The organism is Lysinibacillus sp. NPDC097287, assembly GCF_044761695.1.
GTDB lineage: Bacteria > Bacillota > Bacilli > Bacillales_A > Planococcaceae > Lysinibacillus.
Genome location: NZ_JBIWCX010000005.1, coordinates 1 through 19,641 on the forward strand (window position 1 = coordinate 1; position 19,641 = coordinate 19,641).

Consider the following 19,641-nt stretch of genomic DNA (forward strand, 5'->3'; position numbering starts at 1 on the left):
AACAAAATTAAACAGCCAGTCTCCGGTAAAATACCGTAAACTGGCTGTACAATAAGGTGTTTTCTTATTGTCTCAAAAAAGACAGGCAGTGCCTTACTCCCACTGGAAAATGCGTGTGTTTTTGTCTACATTTTTAAGAACAATTTCAGTCACGAAATTTCTATGGACAAAATACTTTATTAACAGAATGAAAGTGAAACGAAGCGACAGGTACAAAATCGTAAATTATTATCACATTACCTTGATAAAATCTAGATTTTTCACAAAAAAAACACACAATGCAGTTTATTCGCAAAGTGTGGTTTTCAATTTTGAATTATTAAATCATAAACAGCCATTGTAGACTCCATTGGCGTTGTATTTAGTTCTTTGTGCAATTGTTGCACACATTTTTCGTACCATTTTAATGCGAGTGGTCGATTGTTTAATTGAAAATAACAATACATTAAAAGTCTATATCCTTCCTCCCACAGCAAATCTTCACGAATCATTTTTTCCGCATATACAATAGCTTGTTTAAAGTTTTGTTGACGAATGGCGTTTTGTGCCATTTTTTCAAGTACTTCAATATATAAGGTTTGTAATTTTTCACGGTCTTGTACAATCCAATCGAGCTGCTTTTTCTCAGCGTAAAGAGCTCCTTTATAGCAGGCTTCAGCTAGATGAAGCCATTCATTTGAAGAATAAGGATCTACTTCTGTCATCCCTAATTGATAGTAATAGAGAAAACGTTCAACATCGATTTGTAAAAAATGAATATACCGTAATTGATACATATTATTTTTTCGATGGATAAAATAACTATCCTGCCTTGCATTTCTAGTAGGCTCAAGCACCTTCAATAAGGCATTCAATATAACTTTAAAATCACGGTCTAGTGAATCTACTAACCGCTCAGGCCATAATGCTTGTGCAATTTCTTCTTTAGGAATATACCTATGCCTATTACAATACAAATAAACAAAAAGCTCCTTTGCTTTATCACGTTGCCATTCTTTATCTTCACATTGATGATGATTTCTAATCAAACTTAAACTACCAAAAAAATTAACTTGTATCTCGCTTGATGGGTATATTAAATTACTATCCACATTAAAATAGCTATTGATGATTTGAATCGCTGAACTATCGATGTTGTTTTGATCACTATATTGTAAAAGTTCGAGAAAGACCGCTAAATTTGACGGTCCTAACATCGTTCTTCTTTGGAAGAAGTATTCGTAGCCTTGAGTAATGCAATAACTTGCAAATTGCTTGAAATAGATACAAAATTCTTGTGTGTCATGTTCTTTGAAAGCAATCACAGATTGATAGAATAATACATGCATTTCACCGTTTGTATCGCCACAATCTTGAAATTGCATTTGTGCTTTCAAGAGCGATTGTTTTGCTTTTTCCAATTCATTTTGAGAGAGGGTAATTTTCACTTCAACAAGCAAAATGAGTGCGGACATCCATGCATCATGGACTTGTTCAGTTTCCTGTAAGCCGAGTGCTAAATACTTTTTAGCAGCTAACGTATCCCCCTTCGCATGTTTGACAATAGCAAGTCCCATATAAGGCTCTGCTTTTACACGTGAGATATTGATTGTATTCATAAGTGCAATGGCTTTTTCATAAGCCAAGCATGCTCCCTCATAGTCTGGGAAATCAAATAATAATAGAGCACTACCTTTTCGAATATAACCCACAGCCTCAATAAAAATAGACTTTTCTCGTACACCTCTACGAATACCTACTTGAGCTGTGTTCCATGCTTCCTTAGCTTCTCCTAATAATCCATGAACAAATGATGCCAGCAGTTCACTCTCTCGGTGCGTCGCAATCATTTGCGCTGGACCTTCGAGCCTTTTAGCCAATAAAATTATTGCATCGTGTAGCTTGCCAGTTCTTAATAGTATACGCACATCTACGTTGGCTCTTTGCAAGATTTCCTTATCTAAGGCGACGCCTTCAATAAAATGACTTGCCTGCTCCGCTTTTCCTAAATTCACCAGATTCTCAGCATACTGTCGTTGCAATTCTAAATGCTCTTTTAAACTTAATGCAGTGTTATTGGCAAGTTTTAATGCTTGTATTAAATAAGGTTCTGCAAGAGCTGGTTGAATGGTATCAAGATAAATATACGCTAATCCGGCCTGAGCTTTCGTCATAAAGAGGAAATCATTTTCTTTCCTAGCTATGATGGCACACTCTTCATAAGCCCTTTTTGCCTTTTCATAATAGGCTCGGTAACGATGACATTCACCTTCAAAATAATATAGTGGATAGTATTTCTGCATCTCACTTTGCGAAAAACGATTAATTTTTTCTAATAACCATTCAAATTGACCAGCTTTAACTATACTTTCTGCATTTTTTTGCAATAATTCACCACAAAAATCATTGTCATTTGTTTTAAAGGCATGGTGAAGAACTGCATGGACATTATCTTTAGTACCGTAATATAAGGCTGCTTTTTTGTGTAGTGCAATAAACTGTGCTTGGTCTTGTTGCCATTTCATTTCGAGAAACTTTCTAAATAATGAATGGAATCGGTACAACCCATTAGCAGCGATTGGTTGTATAAATAGATGCCTACTCAATAACAGCTCTAACGTATCAGCGACCTCCTGATCGTAAAATTGTGTGATTAACTCTACTGAAAAGTTTGGGAAAATAGCAAAATACAAAAGAGCTTGCTGTTCAAGTGCGCTCATCTTAGCGAAGACATCTTCAGATAAGTATGAGAAGAGATCATTCGTTTGAATTGTTAACCAACGCTCAATCGGTTCATTTTTCCATTGTTCGGCCAATAATGAAATACTGATTGCCCATCCTTCTGTTATTTCCAAAACCTTCGCTTTTTCATCATCAGATAAGTACACGGCTACATAATCTTCAAAAAACACAGCAATCTCCTCAGTTGAAAAGACTAAATCCGATTCAGAAATCACCAGCAATTTCATTTGCAATTTTAGCTTTCGAAGAATGTCCCAATTCGGTAATGATCTTGATGCGACAATGAAATGGATATGAGGTGGTGCAAATTCTATTATTTTTTCTAAAACGTAGTTAATGTGAAATTCATGATCAACTAAATGGTAGTCATCAATCACGATAATGAAGGGGTGTTGTATCGTACAAAGGCAATTGATAAAAAGTTTGTACAAACGATTGAGTTCCTCTATTTTCGGAAAACGTGAAAGCCGATTCCAAAGTTCAAAATCCTCTCCAAACTTAGGAAAGACACATTGAATACTATTAATCAAATACCTTATAAACGGTAATATATTGTCATCTTCTTCGGTAACTGTATACCAAGAAAATGGAATGGTTTCTGAGTGTAAAAATTGTGCGAGTAAAGTTGTTTTGCCATAACCTGCGCCACTATGAATGAAGGTACACGTATGATCCAGACTATGTTTTAATTTTTTCATGAGTGGCGCTCGATTTATACAATAATTCGACGGACTTGGTGGGATACATTTTGACTGAATAATAATATCTATGGTCATTGAATGATAACACCCCTTACATGCTAGTGTTAGTACACATTACTGAAAATACGAAACAATAAATACTATATATATTTAATGTTTTTTACCACTCTAACAGTTAAATTATTCACAGTTTACCATATACTATATGATTATTTACAGGAATCAAATCATCAGATCTGTTATTCCCCTACATTTTAGGATATATAAATGTGAAAGAAACAAAAAAACGTTCGATAAGACCGAACGTTTTTCAATAATACTATGCTTTTTGGGTGTTGATTTTATTCACTAGTAAATTTAACTCATCTGCCATTGTTTGAAGCTCATTTATCACTTGCTTTAATGATTCAGTTGAAGTGTATTGGTCTTGTGCAGCAGTCGCAATAACTTTTACGTTTTCTAAAGATCCATTATTACTATCTAAAATACTAGTAAAGATTCCATTTGTTTCGCTTGCATGTGTTGCCACTATTTGTGATGCGGCTGAAATTTGTTCGACTCCATTTTCTACTTCTTGCATAGAGGTTAAAATTACATGGAATAAATCGGCATTGCTCATTATTGCTGCATTCCCTTTATCAATTTCATTCACACCTGAATTCATTTTTTCTGCGATTTCTTGTATTTGTATATCAATGTTTTGTAAAACAGATTGAATATCTGCCGTTGATGACTGAGAATGTGTCGCGAGGTTGCGAATTTCTCCTGCTACAACTGCAAACCCTTTACCATGTTCACCAGCACGAGCCGCTTCAATCGATGCATTTAATGCAAGCAGTTTGGTTTGCTCTGAGACGCTCTCAATTTCATGTAAAGACCGTGTAATTAGTTGTGATTGATTAGCAAGTTGGATGACTAGACCGTTAATTGATTCAATAGCAACTGTAATCACTTGCATTTGCGTAGATACGCCATTTACAGATTCTTTCCCGGCGGAAGCTTGCTGTAAGCTATGTTTTGCTTTGTCTGCAACTTTTTTTGTACTTGCTTGGATATGTTCAAATTCTTCAAGCAACACTTCGTTTTTAGCAAAACCTTTTTGTAGTTGGTCAGCTTCTTGTTTTAAATCCTTTTCATTACTTTGCAGCGCATTCGTAATATGATAACTTGCCTCAGTCATTAATTTGGAATCAGTGGCAAGTTCTAATGATTGTTGATTCATAATATCTCCTACGCGACTTAACTCTGCTAACAAACTTTGTAATTCAGTATTGGAGATTTCTTCTTTTTCGCGATAATAAGCTTCCGCTTTGTGTGTTTTGTAAATAATCAAAATGGTAGCGGAACTTGTTAAAATTAAATAAACTGCATGAATTAATAATAATGCGAACGAATAGTTACTCGTTCCGCAAATTATTTCTGGAAATAAAAAATAACCGGCTAAATGTTGAACTGCAAAAATAACTGTACTTACTACTACAAGTCGGATGTTTTGGAAAGTTCCAATAAACGCAAGTACCATGAAAATAGAAAAGTGGTATTCTACTAAGCCGTTGCCAGCTGCAATAATTCCAATACTAGAAAATGTTAGTGCCAACATTAACAGCCATGCCAGCCGTTCATCCTTTGCGTTTTTTAAATACAATAGCCACGAAATAATGCAAAGTACGGTTGGAATAGCAAGTAATGTTAGGACAGATATCTTATAAGGTAATGCTTTATTTACCTGCCCATTTAAGAGAATAATATGTTGCTCTAAAAAACCGAATTGTTGGTGTAACAAGTAAGTTCCTATCAGCAATAACACAACACCAGTTGTAATTTTTAATATTAAACTATTCCGTTCCTGTGAAATATGTTCTTTATTCAAATTTGACACCTTCTAAATTATATTTTGTTAGCAAATTGAGAGTATATCAATAAAAATAGTACAATACACTCTGCAAAGAATATAGATGTTCAATCTCTCTTATCGGATGTCAGACGTTTTTATAAAGAGTCTTTTGAAAAAAGAATCATTTTAACTACATAGTATAAAGTTAATCAATTAGTCTTTAGCATTACTTTTTCTCGCGTGCCCTATTTAAAGAAGATGTATTCCAGCATGCATATTGGGTGATGTTTTTTAGGCCTGTTAATTAGGAATTTATTAGGTTGTTATTTACCGGTAATTTTAGTTATTTAATAGTCAATACTAACGTCTGTTACTACATTTTTAGTTAATTGTAGCGGAGGGTGCTCGAGTGCTCCTGTCGCTTCGCTTTCGTCGCAGAGCAAAGCTTCCTGCGGGAAATGCAAGCGAACTGAGACCCTGTACGTAGCGTAGCGAAACAATGTTTCATGTACGAAAGCGAAGCGTCAGCAACAAAGGATGCGGCTTAGTGCTTGCCCGCGGAAAGCGAGCATCCCGTAGCAGCAATCAACCTACCACTTTATAAGTAATATTTAAATTTAGTTAATCAACATGTATGATTTTATAAAAAAAAGTCCAATTATCATAACTGATAATTGGACTTAAAGAATTATAACAATTCTGCACGTAATTCTGCAGCTGATTTTGGTGATAATAAACCAAATGGAATATCAAACACTGTTTTGGCACCTTTGTCGCCAGCTTGGCTTAAACGATATGCTGCACGAGCATAGGCTACAAGAACACTAGATGTAAAGTTTGGATTACTCTCAAGCTTTAACGAGAATTCTAGAATTTGCTTGTTATCAGCACCACTTTCACCACTACGAATAACGAAACCACCATGTGGCATTCCTGTATGATTTGCATTAAATTCTTCTTCTGAAATGAAGTTTACAGTTGTATTGTACTCATCAAAGTAGTTTGGCATAGTAACAATTTCTTGTTCAACTTTTGCAGCATCTGCGCCTTCTGCTAATACTACCCAGCACTCACGCGCATGTTTTTCACGTGTTGTAAGTTCAGGGTTTTCACCGTTACGTACACGTTCTACTGCATCTTTAATCGGTAAAGTGTATTGTACTGCATTTTTCACGCCTTCAATGCGACGTACAGCATCTGAGTGTCCTTGGCTTAGGCCGTCACCCCAGAATGTATATGTTGTTCCTACAGGTAGTACAGCTTCACCTAATACACGATTTAGTGAGAACAAGCCTGGATCCCAACCTACTGAAATAACTGATACTTTACCAGATTGTTGTGCAACTTCATCTACAGAAGCAAAGAATTCAGGGATTTTTGCATGTGTATCGAAACTATCAATTGTGTTAAACCATTGTGCAAAGTGAGGACCTTGTTCTGGCAAGTCTGTTGCAGAACCACCACATAAAATCATTACATCAATGTCATTTTGGAATTTTTCAGCATCATCTACTAAATATACGCTTGCGTTACTTGCAACGTTTACTGAAGAAGGGTCACGACGTGTAAAAACTGCCACTACTTCCATATCTGGATTTTGTGAAACCGCAAATTCAACACCACGGCCTAAATTTCCGTAACCTACAATACCAACTCGAATCTTACCCATAAAAAATTCCTCCTTACGTTAACGTGACTATGTGAAGCCTTTCACGTTAAATCTAACTATAATGATACTTTGTGTTAGAAAAATTCACAATAGTTTGAGTACGTGTTTTTTGCCATAATCTATACAAGTTTTGTATGATTACTATCCGTCAATGGCATGAATGCGGTTTCAAAGTAATTTTAGGGTTTTAACAACAAATTACACCGAATATTCAGCATATTACCACTTGCGCTACGAGGATTTTATTGAATTTCCTGTGCTAATTCAGCAAGGCGTTCTTCATTGATGATGTGATAACCTTTTTTTGTTTTTTCTAGAATTTTTTCTTCACAGAATTGAGCAATGACATACAATAAATGTCGATAAGACACACCCAAATACTCACATATTTCAGTATGCTTTTCTTTGTAAAAGCCTTGATCAGATGATAGTTGAATAAAAGCCGCTAATCGGTTTTCGAGTGGATATACCTGATTTTGTGTATATTTTGCTGTCACGGCCGTTTGCTTTTGTCCGAGAAATACACAAATTCTGCGCAAAAATTTGGCGTCAGCAAGTAATTTTTCCTTACATCCATTAATGGAAATCGACAAGCAGATGGTTTTTGACACTGTTTGAATTCCCTTTGTATACCTACCCTCATTTATTAATTCAATTTCACCCATAAAACTAGGAGCTTCAATATATTCAATCAGTGATACTTTGCCGTTTTTATGTGTTACATAAAGCTTTGCCTTTCCCTCAATCATGTAATACATCGTATCTGGGTATGAGCCTTCCTGGAAAATCCACTCCCCTTTTTCAAACTGGCATACTTCTATGTAAGGCTGTATATCAAATGAGAAAAAGTCTTCAATGGGAAATTGTTCTAAATAGTGAGCGCGGTTACAACCCGTTAATATTTGCATATTTTTCATCACAAACCTTTCAAAATATGAGATATCTCACATTATTCTATCGAGGAACGTGCTATTATTCAACATAGTTAATGGAGGTACGAAATCTTATGAATAATCAACGATGGCTTTCTCAAAATTTCTTTGCCTTTTTCTTCACATGGGGTATCTTTTTACCCTACTGGACAGGTTGGCTTGTTGATGCAAAACAACTAACCGTCTCTGAAGCTAGTATTGTTATGGGTTGTGGTTTACTTGCCAGGGCAGCTTCTAACTTATTCTTCTTTCCAACACTCGCAAAATACGTCAATAACAAAAATCTAAATGGGATTTTAGCACTTGGAGCACTAGTGACGGCGCTACTTTATATTCCAAGCACTTCGTTTACGTCTCTTTTCATTGTGACGATTTTATTCAGCGCCTTTTACCCAGCATTATTACCTGCAATTGAAAGTAGTGCAGCAACACTTGTACAACAAAGTCACGTCCATTATGGCAAAAGCCGTTCATATGGCTCTTTTGGCTTCGTCATTGCAGTACTCATTATTAGTATGCTCACTGGTGTATTTGGTAAGCAAATGATCTTCTGGAGCATGATTGTAGGTCTGATTGGTATGCTTCTAATGCAATTGACAGCAACACCGAAAGTACTACTTACCGTTCCAACCAAAGAAGATCGAAAACATTCACTTTCCATGAAAACACTTTGGAAAATAACAGGCTTTCCAGTTGTGTTATTAATCGTGATTTTGCTCCAAGGAGCACACGCTGCTTATTATAGTTATGGTTATATTTACTTAGAGGATTTAAACGTTAATCCGCTTTATATGGGTATGATTATTAACATAGCTGTTATTTGTGAAATTCTGTATTTCATGAAGGCTGATACATTATTGACGAAATGGCGCTCTTCATCGCTACTGCTATTAGCAGGCGTAGGTTCGACATTACGTTGGGTATTAATCTTTCTTTTCCCGAATGTATGGGTTTTTATATTCTCACAAATATTACATGCTCTATCCTTCGCATTAGCACATTATGCTTTTATCGCTTATTTAACAAAAACGTTGCCGAAGGAGCAAATTCCAAATGCGCAAGGTTTATATTCAGCTCTAGCTATGGGGCTAAGTACTTCAATCCTTACGTTTTTAGGTGGGTTCCTATATGAAATATCGCCGGGCTTATCATTTTTAGCAATGATTATTTGTACCGTGCCAGCGATTCTTATCATTCTTGCCACTCGTAAGAAATTTCAATATTAAAAGCATGAGCTGTCTCAATAACATTTGAGACAGCTCATTTTTTTGACACTACTACATCGTTTAATACTTGCAAGCCTATTTTTAATTCTTCGATTGTTGCGTATGCATACGAAAGACGGATATGATGTGCATCTTGCGAGTCATAAATATATCCGGGGTTTATAAGCACATGTTGTTGTAATAACTTCATGAATAACCCTTTATCTACAATTGGCTCATGAAATTTTAGCCAAATATAAAAACCACCTTTAGGTTGCTGCCAACTAGCGATTTCTACAAAGTTCTCCTTTAATATCTCTACGACAAAATCAGCTCTTTGCTGCAATTCATGACGCAAGTGTTTAATATGTTTTTCGTATTTCCCAGTTTGAAGCCAGTGCAACACAATTTCCTGTGAAATAGCACTTGAACCGTAATCTGTTTGCATCTTTATATCAGCAAGCCGCTCAATAACGGTCGAAGGTCCAATAATCCACCCAATACGAAGACCTGGACTTAATGTTTTTGACACACTACCAATATAAAGTACTTGCCCACTTTCATCCTTTGATTTTATCGGTATCGTCGTTTCATCAAAAAGCAATTCATGGTAGACATCATCTTCAATAATAGGTATCCGTAATTGCTTGCAAGCGTCATAAAGCTGCTCTTTTTCAGCTTGAGACCATACTGCACCCGTTGGATTATTTAATGTAGGAACTGCATAAAAAATTGCCTGACGTTTACGTTTTCTTTGTTCAAGTGTGGAGAGTAACTGTGCATCACGCACAACAGGTATCATTTGCATTCCGACTGATTGAAACGGGTGTACAGAATTTAAATAAGAGGTCTCCTCTTGAAAGACGATAGAACCTTGCTCCAATAAACCAACCGCAATAAGCTGTAATGCCTGTAATCCTCCTGAAACAATACAAACATTTTGTGGAGAAGCCTGAATCCCTCTTTTTTTCACATACTCACAAATAGCCAACCGTAATGATTCACTACCTTGCGGCGAAGAATAGCCTAGAGCCTTTGGGTGCAAGGTTAGTTCTCTTAATGAAGCCTCTATTTCAGTCGTCGGTAACAAACTCGGCGCCAACTCCCCTGTTCCTAAGCGAATAATATCCCCACGTTGCTCATACTCATTGATCAGTTGGATGGTATGATAATTCGGTTTATGTAAACTTGCCTCAATATAATTTTGCCAATTCGGTTGTGCTTGCTTTACGAGTACATGCCAAGAATTATTTGCTACAAATACGCCAGATCCAACCTTTGCTTCTAGTAATCCATCTGCTTTTAGTTCCTCTAATGCTTGTTGGACAGTACTACGGTTCACACCAAATTGCATAGCGAGCTGTCTTTGTGTCGGAAGTTTGGTCCCCACTACCCAGTCGCCACGTTCAATGTTGTCAATTATCCATTCGATGATTTGCTGCTGAAGCGTCGTTTGTGCCTCTCTTTTCGGTTGCCAGCTCATAATTCCCTCCTTAAAAATTGGGTGGCTATAAAACCAACCAATTGGTCGTTTTCATATAGTTATATCATATGTAAACTAATGAAGGAAAGGAGGTATGACAAATGGAAGCATTTCTGCATGGCGCGATTTTAGCATTTGGACTTATTTTGCCGTTAGGTGTACAAAATGTATTCGTATTTTCACAAGGTGCCACGCAGCAGCGTTTTGTTCGTGCTCTTCCAGCCACCATTACAGCAGCATTATGTGATACATTGCTTATTTTGCTCGCTGTCTTTGGCTTATCTGTTATTGTGTTGCAGTTTGAATGGCTACGGATAGCTCTCATGAGTGCAGGTATTCTTTTTCTACTATATATGGGCTATGCCATTTGGCAATCTAAGCCTACTAAAACCGAAAATAATGAGGCACTCCCTATAAAAAAACAGATATTATTTGCACTATCGGTATCCTTATTAAATCCTCATGCCATTTTAGATACGATTGGCGTGATTGGGACAAGTGCTTTGAAATACAGTGGTGTTACACAAATCTATTTCACCGCTTCTTGTATTTTGATATCTTGGCTATGGTTTTTTGGACTCACAGTCGCTGGTGCATCGGTTAAAAAAGTCGACAGCTCTGGTAAACTCATGAACGTGTTTAACAAATGTTCTGCTGTTTTTATTTGGGCAACCGCCATTTATTTAGTAAGTGGTCTTCTTTAATGAACTGCTCGTTTGAGTTAAGAGAAACAGGAAGATTGAAAACCTATCCTGTTTCTCTACCCCTCCCTTAATCCAGCCACATGAGCAGGACCAAAGAATGATATTTTTACTAATACTAATGCCATTTCTTGAGGTGATTGCTGCATGTCACTTTCTAACCATTGTTGAATGACCCCAAGGTGAGCAGCAGTAACATAGCTCATAAGATACTCCACCGGGACCAAAAGCGACTCCTCTTTTAAATCTTTCATGATTTTTCCAATAAAATTAGCTTTCATAAATTGTTTTATTCTATCTTGAAACGAAGGATCTCCATTTGGTCCTAATATTAATTTCATAAACCGTGCATTTTCTTCTATAGCTTTTATTTAATGATTTCAGCTGGTCTTGCATGGATTGGCATAAAAGCCATGCCACTTTTCGTCCTAATTTTGTTCTTTGGCGCACCGTTACTAGCAATGCCTCCAGAGTTTATGTCTTCGTTTTATCATGATTGGATCTATTCTTGGTTACCAATGCGTTTTATGGTGGACGGTCTACGCGAATTATTTTTCTTCGACAACGGACTTAGTTGGAATCACCCTACTATGGTTTTAGTAGGAATTGGCTTAGGTAGCCTGGTCATCTTATGTGCTTCTGCTCTAAAACCGAGTGGAAACATGGAGAATGATACTCAGTCAAATATGTAAAAGAAACAAAGAAGATATAGTAGCTTCATATTTAAATCAAAAAAGAAAAGGGTCCAAATGGAGAACAACTCCGTATTAGGACCCTTTTTAGTATTTCTGAAATATTTGAAATCTAAGAAAACTTATTCACTATTTAAGCGAGGATTTATCTTTATTCTATTATTTCAAGCTCAAGTAAATTAGCAGCAGTGTCAGCCCCTTCTGTTGAAGTCAAACTATATTTTACGTGTACATAGTCTCCAACATTTACTTTATCTATTACATCATGAATAGGAAACCACATACCATGTAACGGCTTTTCATTATTTTCTTCATTAGATATACGACCATTATTAGCAGGATCAACTAAAAATCGGTCACCCTCAATTGCTGCAATATAACCAGTTTTTAACTGATTGCTAGTATAAGATGTTTTTGCAGAAAGTTGATATTTTTCTTCGAGATGTTTAATTTCCTCACCATACTTAGCTAAAAAATATTGCATGGATTCATTTTTAACAGCAAGATACGCATGAAGTGGGAAAGCATCCTCATATTTCTTATAATAAATCTTCATCAGTTCACTTTGGGCAATCATTTTAATCGTATTCGGTTCCAAAAATTCTTCAAAAAATTCATCTAAAGTAATATTCGATTTGGTGAATTCTTCAATCTTTTCAGGGTCGTTTTTTATAAGATTATAAATGTCTTGAGTCCGATTGTCCTGCTCAACTATGGTATCTTCGTTAAACACAATTCCTTTGTCTAAAGCATAGGCGTAAAAGGCATCCATTTCTAATAATGTTTGAAATGTTTCATTCATGAATTCTTGGTTTGCCATTCCAAGAAACATTTCTATTGTTTTCTCATCTAATATTTTTACATCACTTGCAGATAGTGGCCTCTCTTCGTTGAATTGTGTGTAAATAAATAATCCTATACATACGGTCAAAATAACAGTCAACAAACTATATTGCCAACGCAGGTATTTCTTCTTAACTTCCCGTTGTGCAATTTGTTCCACAACATTGGTCATCACACGTTTCTTGCTGTCTTTCAAATCCTTGAGCACGTCCACCTCATATTTACTCATGCATGAGCACCTCCCACTCAATGTGTTTAAGCTTTGGCTTTAATAGCTCTCTACCTCGACGAAGTCTCGTTTTTACTGTACTTACTGGGACATCAATTAAATCCGCAATATCAGCAACAGGCATTTCTTCAAAGTAAAAATAAATGAGTGCTTCGCGTTGTATCAATGGTAGTGCTAATATTGCATTTTCAATTATGGCATGCTCGTCCTGCTGAATCAGTGCATCTTTTTTCATTATATTTTGCTTGGCAAATATTTTATTTTGCACTCGAATTTTACGATACGTCCAACTACGTAAGTAATCCTTACTTCTATTAATAACTAGCCTAGACAAATACGCCTTTAGCTCGCCACGTTCCTCGTAACTTTGCCAGTTGTCGTAAAATTTAATGAACACATCTTGAACGATATCCTCCGCACTTTGTAAATCTTTGACGTAATAATAAGCTAATCGAATCAGTCTCTCTGTATGCTGCTCCATAATTTCTTCAAGTTCATCAATCCGTTGCAACGTCACTCTCCCCCTTCCTCTGCACTATAAACGGGGCTCATGATGTAGAGGTTTGCATTTTTGTAAAATAATTTTTTAATCTATTGGAAATGGTGAAATTAATGATTTTTCAGTAGAAGATAGAACGATATTGGTTGAAGGTGTACCATAAGGCATCGCATCATCAATAAACTGCTCTAATGTCTCGACTGAGTATGTAGCGATTTTAACTATATAGCTAATTTCACCAGCTACGCGGTAACATTCAAGAACATCAGGATGTGCATTGCAAAAGTTTGAAAGACTTTTACAATCAATGGACTTAAATAGAATAATTGCTTGTATTGTACGATTTATTTTTTTTAGGTTTACCTTTGTCGTATACCCTTCAATAATGCCTTGCTCCTCAAGTTTTTTTACGCGCTCAATAACAGCTGGTGACGATAGATGAACAATCGTAGCAAGCTCCTTCATCGAAATTTTCGCATTTTGTTGAAGTTGCTGTAAAATTTCAGTATCAATTTGATCCATATGTATCCACCTTTTTTTCTTAATTAAAAAATCAGTATTTTCTTATATTATAAAGCAAAATAAAGAAAATACATTCTTTATCTTATGTTCCATTTCATCTTACTTTATTAAAATATAACTATAAGGGAGGCAAGTAACATGACAAAAATATTATTATTGTTAGCAAATGGTTTTGAAGCGGTAGAAGCAAGTGTTTTTACAGATGTCCTTGGATGGAATAAATGGGAAGGTGATGGATCGACAGAAGTTGTCACAGTAGGCTTACACAACGAATTACAATGTACTTGGAATTTCACCGTAACTCCGGAAAAATTATTACATGAAGTTAACTTAGAGGATTTTGACGCGTTAGCGATTCCTGGTGGATTTGAAGAGGCTGGATTTTATGAGGATGCATTTAGTGATGCTTTTCAACAAGTGATTCGCCACTTCGACGATCGAAAGAAACCTATCGCAACTATTTGTGTAGCTTCTCTAGCATTAGGACATAGCGGCATTTTACATAATAGAGAGGCTACGACTTACAATCATCCTACAAGTAAACGACTAGAGCAGTTACAATCCTATGGTGCAATCATTGTTAATGAGCGGATTGTAAAAACAGAACATGTAATTACGTCATCGAATCCAGGAACTGCTTTTGAAGTAGCTTTTCTGTTACTCGAAATGCTAACTTCTGTCGAAAACACTGCAAAAGTAAAAAACTTAATGGGCTTTCACTAAATACACAGGAAAGGATGCTTCTATTAAACAAGAAGCATCCTTTTTAAATATCTTATTTGTTCAAAATTAACTTCCCATGAATACAGATCATCAATAGCTGTATTGGCGGTACTTGCAACCAAGACCGCCGTATTCATCCATTCAATGTATATAGTTTTACTTTATGATTGGAAGAGTAATTGTGGAAACTAGCTCTTTTTCATCTACTGTTATTGCTGGTAACTCTTTCGCATTTTTCAGAACATCTTGTGGGATGGTAATCGTCTTAATTGTATTAAATTCATCGTATGTGATGTTTGATTTTTGATCAATCTTCATTTTAACGTCTTCTATAGTCATTCCTAAAGTCATATCCATCACGATACCTTTAATATCAAATGATTTTTTATCAATTGTTAATTGATACTTTACATTATCAAATGACATATTATTGAACAATGCTCCAATTTCCTCTTCTACTGCAAGGGCATCTTCATCTTCTATGCCTGTTTCCATCATAGGTAAAAGTGCCGAAACTTGCTCTTTAATCAATTGACTGAACTTCTCACCATCTGCATTTAGTGTCAAAACATAGGCATTATTTGTTTCCTGCATTGTAAAATCTTTTGCAAATTCTTTCAGCATTACAATCTGATCAGCACCGCTTACTTGTACACCTGCTTGGTCGAGAATTGTATTAAACATATCGCTTGGGAACTTCATCCAAATCCCTTCTGTCGGTTCAAACATATACATACCATCTTTTGCAGTCATGTACATTTTTAATGGAACCTCTATTGCTTCGCCGCTTTCAGGTTCCGTCATAGCCATTGTTCCTTCAATGAAAAATTGCATAGGGTCTACCACTGCATTCATTGTCATTTTGCTCGATGTGTTCGTTTTAATTGTTTCTTTACCTTCAATTACCTCTAGTGCTTGTGTCATCGTCATTGTTGCTTTCATGCTTTTCACGTCTTGCTGTTTTGCTATTGCTTTGTTAAATACTTCTTCTAGAGTAATGGAACTTGGCTGTGATTCTGTTGACTCTGATTCAGTTGGCAATGTAGTCATAGCATTAACTATAAATGTAGCTAATTGACCGCGTGTCACTTTATTATTTACACCAAATTCAGTAGCAGAAATACCTTTCGAAATACCTGCTTCATAAAGTGCTGTAACAGCATTAGCAAAAGAACTTCCCTCTGGTACATCAGTGAATGGACTTGTTCCTTTCGCATTTAAATCTAATGCTCCTGCAATCATCACAGCCATTTGGCCACGTGTGACAGTTTCATTTGGACGGAATGTGTTATCGTCATACCCCTTAACCACACCATGTGCAACTAATTCTGCGATAGCTTCATAATATTCACTCGATTCATCGAGATCTTTGAAATTTAGATTTTTATCTGGTGCTGAAAGTTCAAATGCATTGACAATTATTTTAGCAGCTTGTCCTCGAGTCACAGCTTGTGAAGGTTTAAAAGTGCCATCATCATAGCCATTTATAACACCTGCTTTAGAAAGTGTAGAAATCCCTTTAAAATGTGGATGGTCTTCACTTACATCTGAAAAAGGACTTGCCGCTGATGCAGGTACTACTGCTAAAGCCGTTACTGCTAGTGCAACCGCACTTGTTGTAAAAAGTTTACTTTTCTTGTGTTTCATAATTCCATTCCCCCACTAATCTATATATAATGTAAAACTATTACATTTATAATTATACATAACTATATTGGAAAATGCTATAAAGCTAAACAACAAGCTACTGAACTTTTACTTATATTTCAAACTAATGTTAAAGTTGTCATAAGGATGCAAAAGTGACCACAGGATAAAAGCGGGCACGTCGTGTTAGTCATCATCAATGTTGGTCATCATCAATTGGACTTTTCTTGACAGTTGATTCTCCCCCTATACTTCTCCAAATGGTCTTAAGTTTTGATGCGGCTTATTCCCCCTTAAAGTATGATAAAACAACAAAAAAACCGACCTCCAAAGAGATCGGTTTTCTTCAAAATGAATTATTCAGCAGCTTTCGCGCGAAGAACCATTTGTAGGATACCACCGTGACGGTAGTAGTCTACTTCTACTTCTGAGTCGAAACGAGCTAAAGCTTCGAAAGTTTTAACTGTGCCGTCTTCAGATTTAGCTGTTACTGTTAAGATATCACGTGGTTTCACGTCATCAGTAATGTTTACAGAGATTTCTTCTTTACCAGTTAAACCAAGTGAATCAGCAGATTCGCCGTTTAAGTATTGTAAAGGAAGAACACCCATCATTACTAAGTTAGAACGGTGGATACGCTCGTAAGATTGTGCGATAACAGTTTTCACGCCTAATAGGAATGTACCTTTCGCAGCCCAGTCACGAGAAGAACCCATACCATAGTCGTTACCAGCAAGTACTACTAAACCAGTACCTTGCTCTTGGTATTTCATACATGCATCATAGATGTATTCAACTTCACCAGTTGGCCAGTAAGTAGTGAAACCACCTTCTGTACCAGGAGCAACTTGGTTACGGATACGGATGTTTGCAAATGTACCACGCATCATTACTTCGTGGTTACCACGACGGCTTCCGTATGAGTTGAAGTCACGGATTGCAACACCGTTTTCGATTAAATATTTACCTGCAGGTGTTTCTTTACCGATAGCACCAGCTGGAGAAATATGGTCAGTTGTAATTGAGTCACCGAACTTCGCCATGATGCGTAAGTCGTTTAAGCCTTTAATAGCTTCTGGTTCTTTCGCAAGACCTTGGAAGAATGGTGGGTTTTGGATGTAAGTTGATTTGTCATCAAATGTGTATAGAGACTCAGTTGATGTTTCAATTGCATTCCAAGCTTCGTTTGCTGTGAATACAGTTTCGTATTCTTTTTGGAATAATTCACGGTTAACAACAGTACCTAATACTGCATTAACTTCTTCAGTTGAAGGCCAGATGTCAGCGAAGAATACTTCGTTGCCGTCTTTGTCTTTACCGAATGAATCTTTTTGTAGATCGATATCCACAGTACCTGCAAGTGCATAAGCAACAACAAGTGGTGGTGAAGCTAAGTAGTTAGCTTTTACAAGTGGGTGTACGCGACCTTCAAAGTTACGGTTACCAGAAAGAACTGAAGTTACGAATAAATCGTTTGCTTTGATAGCGTCTTCAATTTCAGGAAGTAATGGACCTGAGTTACCGATACATGTTGTACAACCGTAACCTACAGTGTTGAAACCGATTTCGTCAAGGTACGTTTGTAGACCTGAATCTTCTAGGTAACCAGTTACTACTTTTGAACCTGGTGCTAAAGAAGTTTTAACCCATTTCGGCACTGTAAGACCTTTTTCAACAGCTTTTTTCGCAACTAAACCAGCAGCGATTAATACGTATGGGTTAGATGTATTTGTACAAGAAGTGATTGCAGCGATTGCTACAGCACCTGTTGGGATTTCTACATCACCTTCAGCGAATTTAGCTACAGAAGTTTTAGAGAACTCATCTTCAGTTAAACCGAAACCTTGAGTACCTTGTGGCGCTACTACTGCTTCTTTGTAACGAGCGCGCATTTCTGATAATGGAATTAAATCTTGTGGACGTTTAGGACCAGAAAGGTTTGGTTCGATATCAGCTAGGTTAATTTCTAATACATCCGTGTATACAGGCTCTAGGCTTGGGTCAAAGAACATGTGGTTGGCTTTTAAGTAAGCTTCTACAACCGCGATGTGCTCTTCGTCACGACCAGTTAAACGCATATAGTTAAGTGATTCTTCGTCAATTGCGAAGTAACCACATGTAGCACCATATTCAGGAGCCATGTTAGAGATTGTCGCACGGTCAGCAAGTGGTAATTTAGATACGCCAGGTCCGAAGAACTCTACGAATTTACCAACTACGCCACGCTGACGTAATACTTGAGTTACCTTAAGTGCTAAGTCAGTAGCAGTTGTTCCGTTTGGAAGATCGCCAACTAATTTAACCCCGATAACTTCAGGAATTGGGAAGTATGAAGGCTGTCCAAGCATACCTGCTTCAGCTTCGATACCACCAACGCCCCATCCAAGTACGCCGATACCATTAATCATTGTAGTATGAGAGTCAGTACCTACTACTGAGTCTGGGAATGTTTCGAATGTGCCATCAGCATTTTCAGTTACGTGTACAACTGGAGCTAAATACTCTAAGTTTACTTGGTGAACGATACCTGTTGCTGGTGGTACAGCACGGAAGTTATCGTAAGAAGTTTGAGCCCATTTTAGGAAGTTATAACGCTCAGCGTTACGCTCAAATTCAAGATCCATGTTCGCTTGTAATGCACCTGCATTACCGTATTTGTCAACTTGTACTGAGTGGTCAATTACAAGGTCAACTGGAATAGCAGGGTTGATTTTGTTTGGATCTCCACCCATTTCTTTCATAGCAGAACGTAAAGATGCAAGGTCAACTACTACTGGTACACCAGTGAAGTCTTGTAATACAACGCGAGAAGGTTTGAATGGTACTTCAGCTTCTGCACTAGCGCCATTACCCCATTTTGCTAATTCGTTTACGTGCTCTTCTTTGATTACGTAAGCGTCATATTGACGTAAAACTGATTCTAGTAATACTTTGATTGAGTATGGTAGGTTTGAAACTTTTGCAACGCCAGCTTTTTCAATTGCAGCTAAATCATAAAAATTGTATGATTTACCATTAACTTCGAATGAAGCGCGGCTGTTGTGTAAATTGCCTTGTGCCATTTGCGGATCCCCCTAAAATATCTTTTTGAAAAGGCTTATGTAAAGAGTCTTTTCTCCAACACCCATGATAGCCTATTTATATTCATAAGTAAATTACATTAATATTATCTTTTTCAATAAGTTTTTCTTATTGCAAGTGAAACATTTTGATTATTTACATGAATGAGCAAAATTGTGA

At 36.7% G+C, this 19,641-nt stretch carries 15 protein-coding genes; 4 read left to right on the top strand and 11 right to left on the bottom strand.

The annotated features are described in order from the left end of the window. Nucleotides 1-305: 305 nt before the first annotated feature. The 4 genes from ACIQ2D_RS09010 to yeiL form a co-directional block, all read right to left on the bottom strand. A complete protein-coding gene (locus ACIQ2D_RS09010; RefSeq protein WP_402862643.1) occupies nucleotides 306-3,419 on the bottom strand; it encodes a BTAD domain-containing putative transcriptional regulator in 3,114 nt (1,037 codons plus the stop codon). Between the two features lie 322 nt (nucleotides 3,420-3,741). Next, nucleotides 3,742-5,292, bottom strand: a complete 1,551-nt coding sequence (locus ACIQ2D_RS09015) for a methyl-accepting chemotaxis protein (protein WP_402862645.1) — start codon at nucleotides 5,290-5,292, stop codon at nucleotides 3,742-3,744. 652 nt (nucleotides 5,293-5,944) lie between these two features. Then, nucleotides 5,945-6,925, bottom strand: coding sequence for a diaminopimelate dehydrogenase (locus ACIQ2D_RS09020; protein ID WP_402862648.1), 981 nt, complete (start codon nucleotides 6,923-6,925; stop codon nucleotides 5,945-5,947). A 242-nt stretch (nucleotides 6,926-7,167) separates the two neighbouring features. Next, the gene (gene yeiL / locus ACIQ2D_RS09025) at nucleotides 7,168-7,833 is read right to left on the bottom strand and encodes a transcriptional regulator YeiL (protein ID WP_402863309.1); all 666 of its coding nucleotides are present in this window, start codon (nucleotides 7,831-7,833) and stop codon (nucleotides 7,168-7,170) included. Between the two features lie 98 nt (nucleotides 7,834-7,931). Between yeiL and ACIQ2D_RS09030 the strand changes: the two genes are divergently transcribed. Further along, nucleotides 7,932-9,083: a 3-phenylpropionate MFS transporter gene (locus tag ACIQ2D_RS09030; protein ID WP_402862651.1), complete on the top strand. Its 1,152-nt coding sequence runs from the start codon at nucleotides 7,932-7,934 to the stop codon at nucleotides 9,081-9,083. Between the two features lie 34 nt (nucleotides 9,084-9,117). On the opposite strand, the gene ACIQ2D_RS09035 is transcribed toward ACIQ2D_RS09030, so the two are convergent. Continuing rightward, nucleotides 9,118-10,545, bottom strand: a complete 1,428-nt coding sequence (locus ACIQ2D_RS09035) for an aminotransferase-like domain-containing protein (protein ID WP_402862654.1) — start codon at nucleotides 10,543-10,545, stop codon at nucleotides 9,118-9,120. A 101-nt stretch (nucleotides 10,546-10,646) separates the two neighbouring features. Here ACIQ2D_RS09035 and ACIQ2D_RS09040 point away from each other — a divergent pair, with 101 nt between their 5' ends. After that, a complete protein-coding gene (locus tag ACIQ2D_RS09040) occupies nucleotides 10,647-11,249 on the top strand; it encodes a LysE/ArgO family amino acid transporter (RefSeq protein WP_402862657.1) in 603 nt (200 codons plus the stop codon). A 56-nt stretch (nucleotides 11,250-11,305) separates the two neighbouring features. Here the strand turns inward: ACIQ2D_RS09040 and ACIQ2D_RS09045 are convergent, their stop codons facing one another. After that, on the bottom strand, nucleotides 11,306-11,587 hold the full coding sequence (locus ACIQ2D_RS09045; RefSeq protein ID WP_402862660.1) for a TetR-like C-terminal domain-containing protein: 282 nt from the start codon (nucleotides 11,585-11,587) through the stop codon (nucleotides 11,306-11,308). A 33-nt stretch (nucleotides 11,588-11,620) separates the two neighbouring features. On the opposite strand from ACIQ2D_RS09045, the gene ACIQ2D_RS09050 reads away from it, so the two are divergent. Then, complete coding sequence (locus tag ACIQ2D_RS09050) at nucleotides 11,621-11,938, top strand: ABC-2 transporter permease (RefSeq protein ID WP_402862663.1); 318 nt, start codon at nucleotides 11,621-11,623, stop codon at nucleotides 11,936-11,938. A 151-nt stretch (nucleotides 11,939-12,089) separates the two neighbouring features. Here the strand turns inward: ACIQ2D_RS09050 and ACIQ2D_RS09055 are convergent, their stop codons facing one another. The 3 genes from ACIQ2D_RS09055 to ACIQ2D_RS09065 form a co-directional block, all read right to left on the bottom strand. Continuing rightward, nucleotides 12,090-13,010 carry a hypothetical protein gene (locus ACIQ2D_RS09055; protein ID WP_402862666.1) on the bottom strand — a complete coding sequence of 307 codons (921 nt, stop codon included), beginning with the start codon at nucleotides 13,008-13,010 and terminating at the stop codon, nucleotides 12,090-12,092. Next, nucleotides 13,003-13,521, bottom strand: a complete 519-nt coding sequence (locus ACIQ2D_RS09060; RefSeq protein WP_402862668.1) for a sigma-70 family RNA polymerase sigma factor — start codon at nucleotides 13,519-13,521, stop codon at nucleotides 13,003-13,005. The genes ACIQ2D_RS09055 and ACIQ2D_RS09060 overlap by 8 nt, the downstream gene beginning before the upstream one ends. A 75-nt stretch (nucleotides 13,522-13,596) precedes the next feature. Beyond that, entirely contained in the window at nucleotides 13,597-14,031 is a 435-nt protein-coding gene (locus tag ACIQ2D_RS09065; RefSeq protein WP_402862671.1) for an Lrp/AsnC family transcriptional regulator, read from the bottom strand. A gap of 138 nt (nucleotides 14,032-14,169) precedes the next feature. On the opposite strand from ACIQ2D_RS09065, the gene ACIQ2D_RS09070 reads away from it, so the two are divergent. Beyond that, complete coding sequence (locus ACIQ2D_RS09070; RefSeq protein ID WP_402862674.1) at nucleotides 14,170-14,754, top strand: DJ-1/PfpI family protein; 585 nt, start codon at nucleotides 14,170-14,172, stop codon at nucleotides 14,752-14,754. A 156-nt stretch (nucleotides 14,755-14,910) separates the two neighbouring features. Here ACIQ2D_RS09070 and ACIQ2D_RS09075 read toward each other — a convergent pair whose 3' ends face one another. Both ACIQ2D_RS09075 and acnA read right to left on the bottom strand, forming a co-directional pair. Then, on the bottom strand, nucleotides 14,911-16,401 hold the full coding sequence (locus ACIQ2D_RS09075; RefSeq protein ID WP_402862677.1) for a DUF6612 family protein: 1,491 nt from the start codon (nucleotides 16,399-16,401) through the stop codon (nucleotides 14,911-14,913). A 356-nt stretch (nucleotides 16,402-16,757) separates the two neighbouring features. Next, nucleotides 16,758-19,463 carry an aconitate hydratase AcnA gene (gene acnA / locus ACIQ2D_RS09080; protein WP_402862680.1) on the bottom strand — a complete coding sequence of 902 codons (2,706 nt, stop codon included), beginning with the start codon at nucleotides 19,461-19,463 and terminating at the stop codon, nucleotides 16,758-16,760. Nucleotides 19,464-19,641: the final 178 nt, after the last annotated feature.

What these genes read in the sequence shown, in the direction of transcription:
- ACIQ2D_RS09010 (WP_402862643.1), bottom strand. Translation starts at nt 3,419, where the DNA reads ATGAAAAAATTAAAACATAGTCTGGATCATACGTGTACCTTCATTCAT.
- ACIQ2D_RS09020 (WP_402862648.1), bottom strand. Translation starts at nt 6,925, where the DNA reads ATGGGTAAGATTCGAGTTGGTATTGTAGGTTACGGAAATTTAGGCCGT.
- yeiL (WP_402863309.1), bottom strand. Translation starts at nt 7,833, where the DNA reads ATGCAAATATTAACGGGTTGTAACCGCGCTCACTATTTAGAACAATTT.
- ACIQ2D_RS09030 (WP_402862651.1), top strand. Translation starts at nt 7,932, where the DNA reads ATGAATAATCAACGATGGCTTTCTCAAAATTTCTTTGCCTTTTTCTTC.
- ACIQ2D_RS09035 (WP_402862654.1), bottom strand. Translation starts at nt 10,545, where the DNA reads ATGAGCTGGCAACCGAAAAGAGAGGCACAAACGACGCTTCAGCAGCAA.
- ACIQ2D_RS09040 (WP_402862657.1), top strand. Translation starts at nt 10,647, where the DNA reads ATGGAAGCATTTCTGCATGGCGCGATTTTAGCATTTGGACTTATTTTG.
- ACIQ2D_RS09045 (WP_402862660.1), bottom strand. Translation starts at nt 11,587, where the DNA reads ATGAAATTAATATTAGGACCAAATGGAGATCCTTCGTTTCAAGATAGA.
- ACIQ2D_RS09050 (WP_402862663.1), top strand. Translation starts at nt 11,621, where the DNA reads ATGATTTCAGCTGGTCTTGCATGGATTGGCATAAAAGCCATGCCACTT.
- ACIQ2D_RS09055 (WP_402862666.1), bottom strand. Translation starts at nt 13,010, where the DNA reads ATGAGTAAATATGAGGTGGACGTGCTCAAGGATTTGAAAGACAGCAAG.
- ACIQ2D_RS09065 (WP_402862671.1), bottom strand. Translation starts at nt 14,031, where the DNA reads ATGGATCAAATTGATACTGAAATTTTACAGCAACTTCAACAAAATGCG.
- ACIQ2D_RS09070 (WP_402862674.1), top strand. Translation starts at nt 14,170, where the DNA reads ATGACAAAAATATTATTATTGTTAGCAAATGGTTTTGAAGCGGTAGAA.
- ACIQ2D_RS09075 (WP_402862677.1), bottom strand. Translation starts at nt 16,401, where the DNA reads ATGAAACACAAGAAAAGTAAACTTTTTACAACAAGTGCGGTTGCACTA.
- acnA (WP_402862680.1), bottom strand. Translation starts at nt 19,463, where the DNA reads ATGGCACAAGGCAATTTACACAACAGCCGCGCTTCATTCGAAGTTAAT.